Consider the following 6,948-nt stretch of genomic DNA (forward strand, 5'->3'; position numbering starts at 1 on the left):
GGGTTTATTGCCGCGGCGGTTTTTATTGTTGCGAATGTTAAAATAGCAGCAAATTCAATCCAGCGAGTATATTTTTATCTGGTTTTAATCTGCACGATACCACTTATCGATGCACAAATACCCGGCTTTGCTGGTATACAAAACCTTTTCCTATTAACTTATCCAAACTTGATGATTATCAGTTTGTTACTGCCAGCACTCATTAGTCTAAAATCATCCCAAAAATTATTTTCCATTCCTACCGATAAATACATAATCACGTTTATTGTTTTAGTTTCCTTATTGCAATTCAGAGATAACACTATTACTAATGCCGGGCGTGAATCCTTTCTGTTATTTATTGATATCTTTGTGCCCTATTACGTTATTACCAGATTAATTAATACCCATGAGCGTCTTAAACTAGCACTTACTGCTTTATTTATTGGCATTATTCCTTTTGCGTTAATCGGTGTATTTGAGTTATTAAGCAGTTGGTTTATGTACACATCCATCGGCTCTGAAATTGGCTTTAAAAGTGCTTTCAATCAATATCGGGATATCCGTGGTGGTGGATTGAGAGCCATGGCTGTATTTTTTGGACCGATTGTTTTGGGTTATGTGATGATTTATGCTGGTGCCATCTTATTGTACCTGCAACACTTCATAAAAAACCGAAAGTTAGGTTTGTTGGCTTTTGGTGCGATTATCTTATGTCTACTGGCAACAAAATCAAGAGGTCCGTGGATAGGCTTTGCTTTAATGACAATGATGTTTATCTGGACCGGTCGAAATGGTTTTGGAAAACTTGTTAAGTACGGTATTTTGGGATTAGGCCTGTTAATACTGGCAAGTCTTACCCCTGTGGGTAGTAAATATGTTGAACTTCTTCCCTTTGTAGGTGATGAGAGAGCTGATACGTTTGACTACAGGGCCCAACTGCTTGAAAACTCCATGATTCTTTTTAAGAAAAACCCTTTATTTGGCGACATTAATTTCAGAAGCACTCCTGAGATGGAGTCTCTCCGCCAAGGTGAAGGCATCATTGACGTAGTAAATACTTATATTGGAATATTGCTTCCTTACGGACTAATCGCCCTGTTGTTATTTGTAGGTGTATTCGTATTTCTGATTTTTCGGTGTCGAAAGATTATCAAAAGACCAGATATTGATATAGAATCAAAGCTGATTGGTAGAGTTTTTATTAGCTGTATTGCTGGAGTAATGTTTACCATTTTTACCGTGAGTTCTGTCAGCTATATACCAACGTTTTACTGGGTTCTTATTGCCTTATCTTCTGCTTATATTAATATCAATAAAAACCGAAAACCTGGACTAAATAATGAATTATCATAGAAGAAAGTTGCTAAAGAGTGGACTTTTAGGTGTTATAGGCATTTCTATTTTTAATATTGGGATTTTACATTTTTTAAGAAAATCTGACATACACATAACAACTATAGGAAAAGACAGCTTTTTACTTAACGGTTGGCTAATCACCAAAAATGACCTTCGAGATTAATAAAACTAGTTATGATTATTAATTTCAATGAATACTCAAACGCATCAGAACGAAGTTATGATTTTTGTATTTGTGGTGCTGGTGCTGCAGGAATAACGTTAGCATTAGAACTCGCAAATAAAGGTTACATTATTGCGCTTTTTGAGGGCGGAGATAAAGAATATAGTCAGCAATCGCAAGACATTTATGCCGGTGAGGTTACTGATACGAATCCCTACTGGCTTGATCTTTTCAGATTACGATTTTTAGGTGGAACTACAAATCACTGGGCTGGCAGATGCCGCCCTTTTGTTAAGTTTGACTTTGAAGATAAAATTATTAATGGGCTACCTGGCTGGCCTATATCGTTTGATGAAATAAACCAGTTTTTACCCAAAGCCATTGAGGTACTTGAGCTAGAAAAAGATAATACATTTAAACCTGCCGAAGGGACTAAGATTAATAGCGAGAATTTTATTCCGGATATTTATGCATCCAGTAACGTTAAGTTTCGCGATAAATTTCTAAACGAACTCAATAAACATAGTAATATTGATTTATTCGTAAATGCCAATTTAGTTGATATTAGGTTGAAAAACGATTTTAAAACCGTTGATTCAATAACCATTCAGAACTACAGAAACCATCAACAAGGCTTTTCAGCACGCAAATTTATTATTGCAATGGGTGCCATTGAAAATGCGCGAATTCTACTAAACTCCAACTCTCAAATTGCCGAAGGCATTGGCAACCAAACGAGAATGGTTGGTAAATGTTTTATGGAGCATTTCAACATCCGTTTAGGAGAATTTGTTTCAAACAAGGCGGAATGGGGAGAAATCGAAGCTATGCAATTTATGACCTCTCCTAATTTTGCTAAAGAAATGAATACCGGTTTGAGTAACATCACTTTTGGAACCGTCAGTCAAATCAAGACTTATGGAAGAACTGCAGAATTAAAAGCACTATTTAACAAACTTTCATGTAAATTTGGTTTATCAGAGAGCTTACAATTTTTATATCGCCATGACTGTATTGGCGAAGGGATCATTTCTACACTTTTTGAACAGTTCCCCAATAAAAAAAGTCAATTAAGCTTAATTGATGAAAAAGATAATCTTGGTTTGAACCGTCTAAAGTTGAATTGGGAACTCAGTGAGGCAGATGAACACTCTATTAGAACAACAGCAATAGCAATTGCAGAAGATTTTGCTAATAGTAACCTTGGACGAGTAAAGTTAAATTCATTTATTACTAATCATGATGAAAAAATCGAGATTTCTCACCATTCTCATCAGATGGGTACAACTCGTATGTCCTCATCAAAACAATATGGCGTTGTAGATGAAAATTGCCGCGTTCATGACACAGAAAATTTATATGTGGCTGGTAGTAGTGTCTTTGCGACAGGAGGTGGTGGGAACCCAACTATGCCTCTTTTACAATTAACATACAGATTAGCTGATCATTTAACATCTTTTGAATAACTGTGGTGATTGATTCATCAAAGTTAATCAATAAGTATAATCCATATAACTGGTTATGATTTAAAGCAGCCCATCTTTGAGAATACGCTTTGCAAGCAACTCTCCGATAATTCGGCATCCCAATGGCGTAAAGTGTCCATGGGATCTTTCATGGTATATAAGGTGGCTAGCTTCTGCCGATTTTTGCAGCTCGACAATGGGACTGACAACATTAAACTCATCTCGTAAAAATTCATTTAAGCTGGATTGAAAATCAACCCGCGTTTTTCTTGTTGGTATTTCAAGAATTAATAAATTTGCCTGATTTTCTTCAGCGACTTTTTTAATTTCTTTTAACAAAAATAATGATAAAACTTCTTTACGAGAAGGTTGTTTGTTCTCGATTTCTTTAGCAACTTCATCTGTAACTTGTGACTTTTCAGGCGGGTCATTACGTTTTACCAGCAAATCTTTAATGGTATTTGCTGCCCAACCTCTGAACCAGTTATAAAAATGACTTTCACCGGCTAACCAGCGATAAAAACTGAATTGATAAAGAAATTCACGAATTTCAATACCAGGTAAATAGGTTGCATTTCTACGGACGAGTTGATTATTTTCAACTTTAAATAAGTTAGACCGAATATTGTCATCCGGATCCGTATCATGCCAGGTGACCAAAACTAAATCCGGCTGGTATTTAATGCCTTCATTTTGCAACATCAACAGCTGTTCAGCTGTACCATAACCGGAAACTGATAAGTTAATAACCTCAACCTTCTGATCAAGCGTGCTCATTAATTCCCGTCGCATCACTTGCGTGAAGGTGTCTTCCAACTCCACTTCATAGCCCATTCCAAATGAATCACCCAGGATAACGATTCTTTTCGTTCCATCAGGCTTTTCATAAGCATATTCAACATCTGAGCGGATACCCTTTGAATTTGTCCGCATGATCACTTCAAAATCAGGGGATTGATGCTTATACACCTGGTTCGGCATATTGACCCGGATACCGAAATCACCTGCTTCAACATAGCGAGGTAAGATTGGCTGTGGCTCAAAAACACGCATAAAAGCCTCAGCTGCAACAAATATCCAAATCAATATAAAACTATATTTGAATAAAATTTTAATGTATTTAGAAAGCAAAATAGATAAATTCCTGTCCACCGGTAGCCGCTAAAACAAGTAATGACATAATAATATAAACCCATATATTAAGTCGGATAAACCAATGCCAGTGCTGCATGGGATTTAAATTATTCGCTTTGTACTGAAAAACCTGGAAGATGATTAAAAACCAGGAATAAAAAAGCAGTGTTTTTAATAGCTCCAATGTCTGGGGTGTGGTGAGTGGGTTAAAAATAATGCCTTCCAGATAGCTCACAATCGTTGCAGGACTATCAGCCCGGAAGATTAACCAACCAATACACGTTAACTGGAAAAAGAAAATTATCATTAGTACCTTTTTCCATTGTGGATAATTTCCTCCCATTTCGGCATCTATTCCTAAAGCCCTATATATTGCAAGTAAAGCGCCCTGATAAAAACCCCATATTACAAAAGTCCAGGCTGCTCCATGCCACAAGCCACCTAAAATCATGGTTAACATCAAGTTCCTGTATGTCAGGAGTGAGCCTCGACGGTTCCCTCCCAATGGAATATAGAGATAGTCTCTTAGCCAGGTAGAAAGACTAATATGCCAACGACGCCAGAAACTGGAGGGATCGGTTGCAAAATATGGCAAACGGAAATTTATCATTAAATTAAAGCCAAATAATTTTGCGGTTCCTCTGGCAATATCAGTGTAACCGGAAAAGTCACAATAAATTTGCAAGGCAAATGCATATAAAACAATTACCAGGCTTAAACTGTCCGTCGGTGGTATACCCCCTGCTGGTGCACCCGATGCATAGTATTCAAAAGTTGGATTAACAATCTTTGCCAGGTTATCCGCAATAACCAGTTTCTTGAATAACCCCCAAAATATCAGCCAGACACCCTCTCGAATATCCGACCACTCCGGGGTAGGTCGGACTTTCTGAAACTGAGGTAAAAGAAGTTTACCTCTCTCAATCGGGCCAGCAACAAGTTGAGGAAAGAAAGAAACATACGCTGCAAACTCGGTTAGTTTTTTCGATGCTTTTATTTCACCCCGATAAACATCAATGGAATAACTCATCGTTTGGAACGTATAAAAGGAAATACCAACCGGTAATATAATATCTAAAGTGAATGCCCCAGGGGTGTATCCAAACAGCGATTCAGACATGACAACAAAGCTATCAGCAAAGAAATTAAAATATTTAAAGAACCCCAGTATTGCTAAATTTGTAGCAATACTTATAAATAAAAATACTTTCTTTCTATTATGTTGGATAAATCCAGAAAACTGAGAATAGAGAATATTTGCTGCAACAACGACGACTGAAGTAGCTATAAAAACCTGCCAACCAAGGGAACTAGCTAACAAATTTGACCAGTCAATCGTGAGCCTGAGAATATTTAAATCAAAATTGATTGCATCATACTGAATCACCAGGAAAATCAGTGCTGAGACCAGCAGAGATGCTGAAACTTGTATTCTGTCTTTTTTGGATATTTCCCCCTCATCTATCATCTGTGCCATGCAGTAATCGACTGCAGTGGATAAGACGATTAGAAACAGGAAACGAACATCCCAATAACCATAGAAAAAGTAGCTTGAAATAACAATCAATGCATTTTGTGCAAATAATTGTTTTTTAAGAACCCAATAGGCAATTAAAACAATAAATAAAAATATTGCGAAATCAAATGATGTAAATAACAAAGGGCTTATTCATCCATAAATTTATTTAAAAGTATCTTTTAACATATTATTTAATATGCTATATCCCATTTCATTTAAATGCAGTGTATCAAGAGAAAAATTTTTATCAGTTTTTAATCCATTAGTTAATTTCGTTGTTGGATCCAGAATATATACGCCATCTTTATCTATTTTTTTTATCCAATTATTGATATTTACAACAGCGCTATCAATATCATCCGACCATAAGAAATACCATTTCCCCTGAGGTGTAGATGCTGGAATAACTGTTATCAAATATACATCAATATCATGCGCTAATAATGTTTCAATTATATTCTGGAGATTATCCTGAACAGTTTGAATAATTTTATCGCGCTTATCGGGTGTAAAGGCTATTGCCTTAAGATCATTGATACCTAATTGCAGAACCACAGCATCAGCATTGATGGCCAATATATCATTCTCAACTCTCAATGCTACCTGTGCGGTCGTTTGTCCCCCAATACCACGATTAATAAACTCAAAACCATCGATCTGTGGTATTTCATCCCACATTTGTATGCGTGAATCACCAAATAGAACTACCCGGTAGCTGGTTGAGTTGATACTGTCAGATTTTAATCTCAGATTATCTGTCTGGTAAAAGCGTTGCTGTGAAGGGTCCAATCTCACTTCAAGCATTTCAGTATAAATGCTGTGAGAAATCTTCAGCAATATGAAACTTATCAGCAGTAAAACACCACTGATCATAACAATGAAGCGTCTTGATAATAGAAATTTACTGACCATCATACCCACAAAAATTAAACCTTCAGATGATTCTATCTTATAGTCTAAAGAATATCAGTCAGAAGACAAAAAAAAAGCCCGGTAAAAACCGGGCTTGATAATAATTAAAACTTAGAGACTTATCGAATTAAACATTTACCTCTAGCAAAAAATCTACATTCTGATGCACTCTCATTAGTATAGTCATTCTGCATAGACTCAATAAGATTATCATAAGTAAAGTTACTGCTACTTGTTGGTCTTGGGCTTGCCCAGGACGGACGCTCAAAGCTTGTAACTGTTTCAGTATCATTGCCTGAATCGACGACTTCAGTCTCAGGTTCAGTAACAACTGGTTCCTGTTGCACTGGAGCTTCAGGCGTGTTTTCAACTACTTCTGTTTCAGGCTCTGTAACAACTGGTTGCTCCTCAACTGG

At 36.6% G+C, this 6,948-nt stretch carries 6 protein-coding genes; 2 read left to right on the top strand and 4 right to left on the bottom strand.

The window, feature by feature from the left end; translation table 11 throughout:
* Both B3O33_RS15340 and B3O33_RS15345 read left to right on the top strand, forming a co-directional pair.
* Positions 1-1,335: O-antigen ligase family protein (locus B3O33_RS15340; RefSeq protein WP_292363920.1), on the top strand; the 1,335-nt coding region annotated here is incomplete at its 5' end.
* Between the two features lie 177 nt (positions 1,336-1,512).
* On the top strand, positions 1,513-2,967 hold the full coding sequence (locus B3O33_RS15345; RefSeq protein ID WP_292361763.1) for a GMC oxidoreductase: 1,455 nt from the start codon (positions 1,513-1,515) through the stop codon (positions 2,965-2,967).
* Between the two features lie 60 nt (positions 2,968-3,027).
* Here B3O33_RS15345 and B3O33_RS15350 read toward each other — a convergent pair whose 3' ends face one another.
* The 4 genes from B3O33_RS15350 to B3O33_RS15365 form a co-directional block, all read right to left on the bottom strand.
* The gene (locus B3O33_RS15350) at positions 3,028-4,098 is read right to left on the bottom strand and encodes an SGNH/GDSL hydrolase family protein (RefSeq protein WP_292361762.1); all 1,071 of its coding nucleotides are present in this window, start codon (positions 4,096-4,098) and stop codon (positions 3,028-3,030) included.
* Entirely contained in the window at positions 4,088-5,761 is a 1,674-nt protein-coding gene (locus B3O33_RS15355; protein ID WP_292361761.1) for an MBOAT family O-acyltransferase, read from the bottom strand. Before B3O33_RS15355 ends, B3O33_RS15350 begins: the two co-directional genes overlap by 11 nt.
* A 21-nt stretch (positions 5,762-5,782) precedes the next feature.
* Positions 5,783-6,535 (bottom strand): SGNH/GDSL hydrolase family protein, encoded by a 753-nt coding sequence (locus tag B3O33_RS15360; protein WP_292361824.1) that lies wholly within the window; start codon positions 6,533-6,535, stop codon positions 5,783-5,785.
* A 116-nt stretch (positions 6,536-6,651) separates the two neighbouring features.
* Positions 6,652-6,948 (bottom strand): hypothetical protein (locus B3O33_RS15365; RefSeq protein WP_292363921.1); only part of this gene is annotated, 297 nt, incomplete at its 5' end.

It is taken from the genome of Methylophaga sp. UBA1464 (assembly GCF_002325665.1).
GTDB lineage: Bacteria > Pseudomonadota > Gammaproteobacteria > Nitrosococcales > Methylophagaceae > Methylophaga.

Bases quoted from the DNA above. Each gene is read 5' to 3' on its own strand.
- B3O33_RS15345 (WP_292361763.1), top strand. From the start codon at position 1,513: ATGATTATTAATTTCAATGAATACTCAAACGCATCAGAACGAAGTTAT.
- B3O33_RS15360 (WP_292361824.1), bottom strand. From the start codon at position 6,535: ATGATGGTCAGTAAATTTCTATTATCAAGACGCTTCATTGTTATGATC.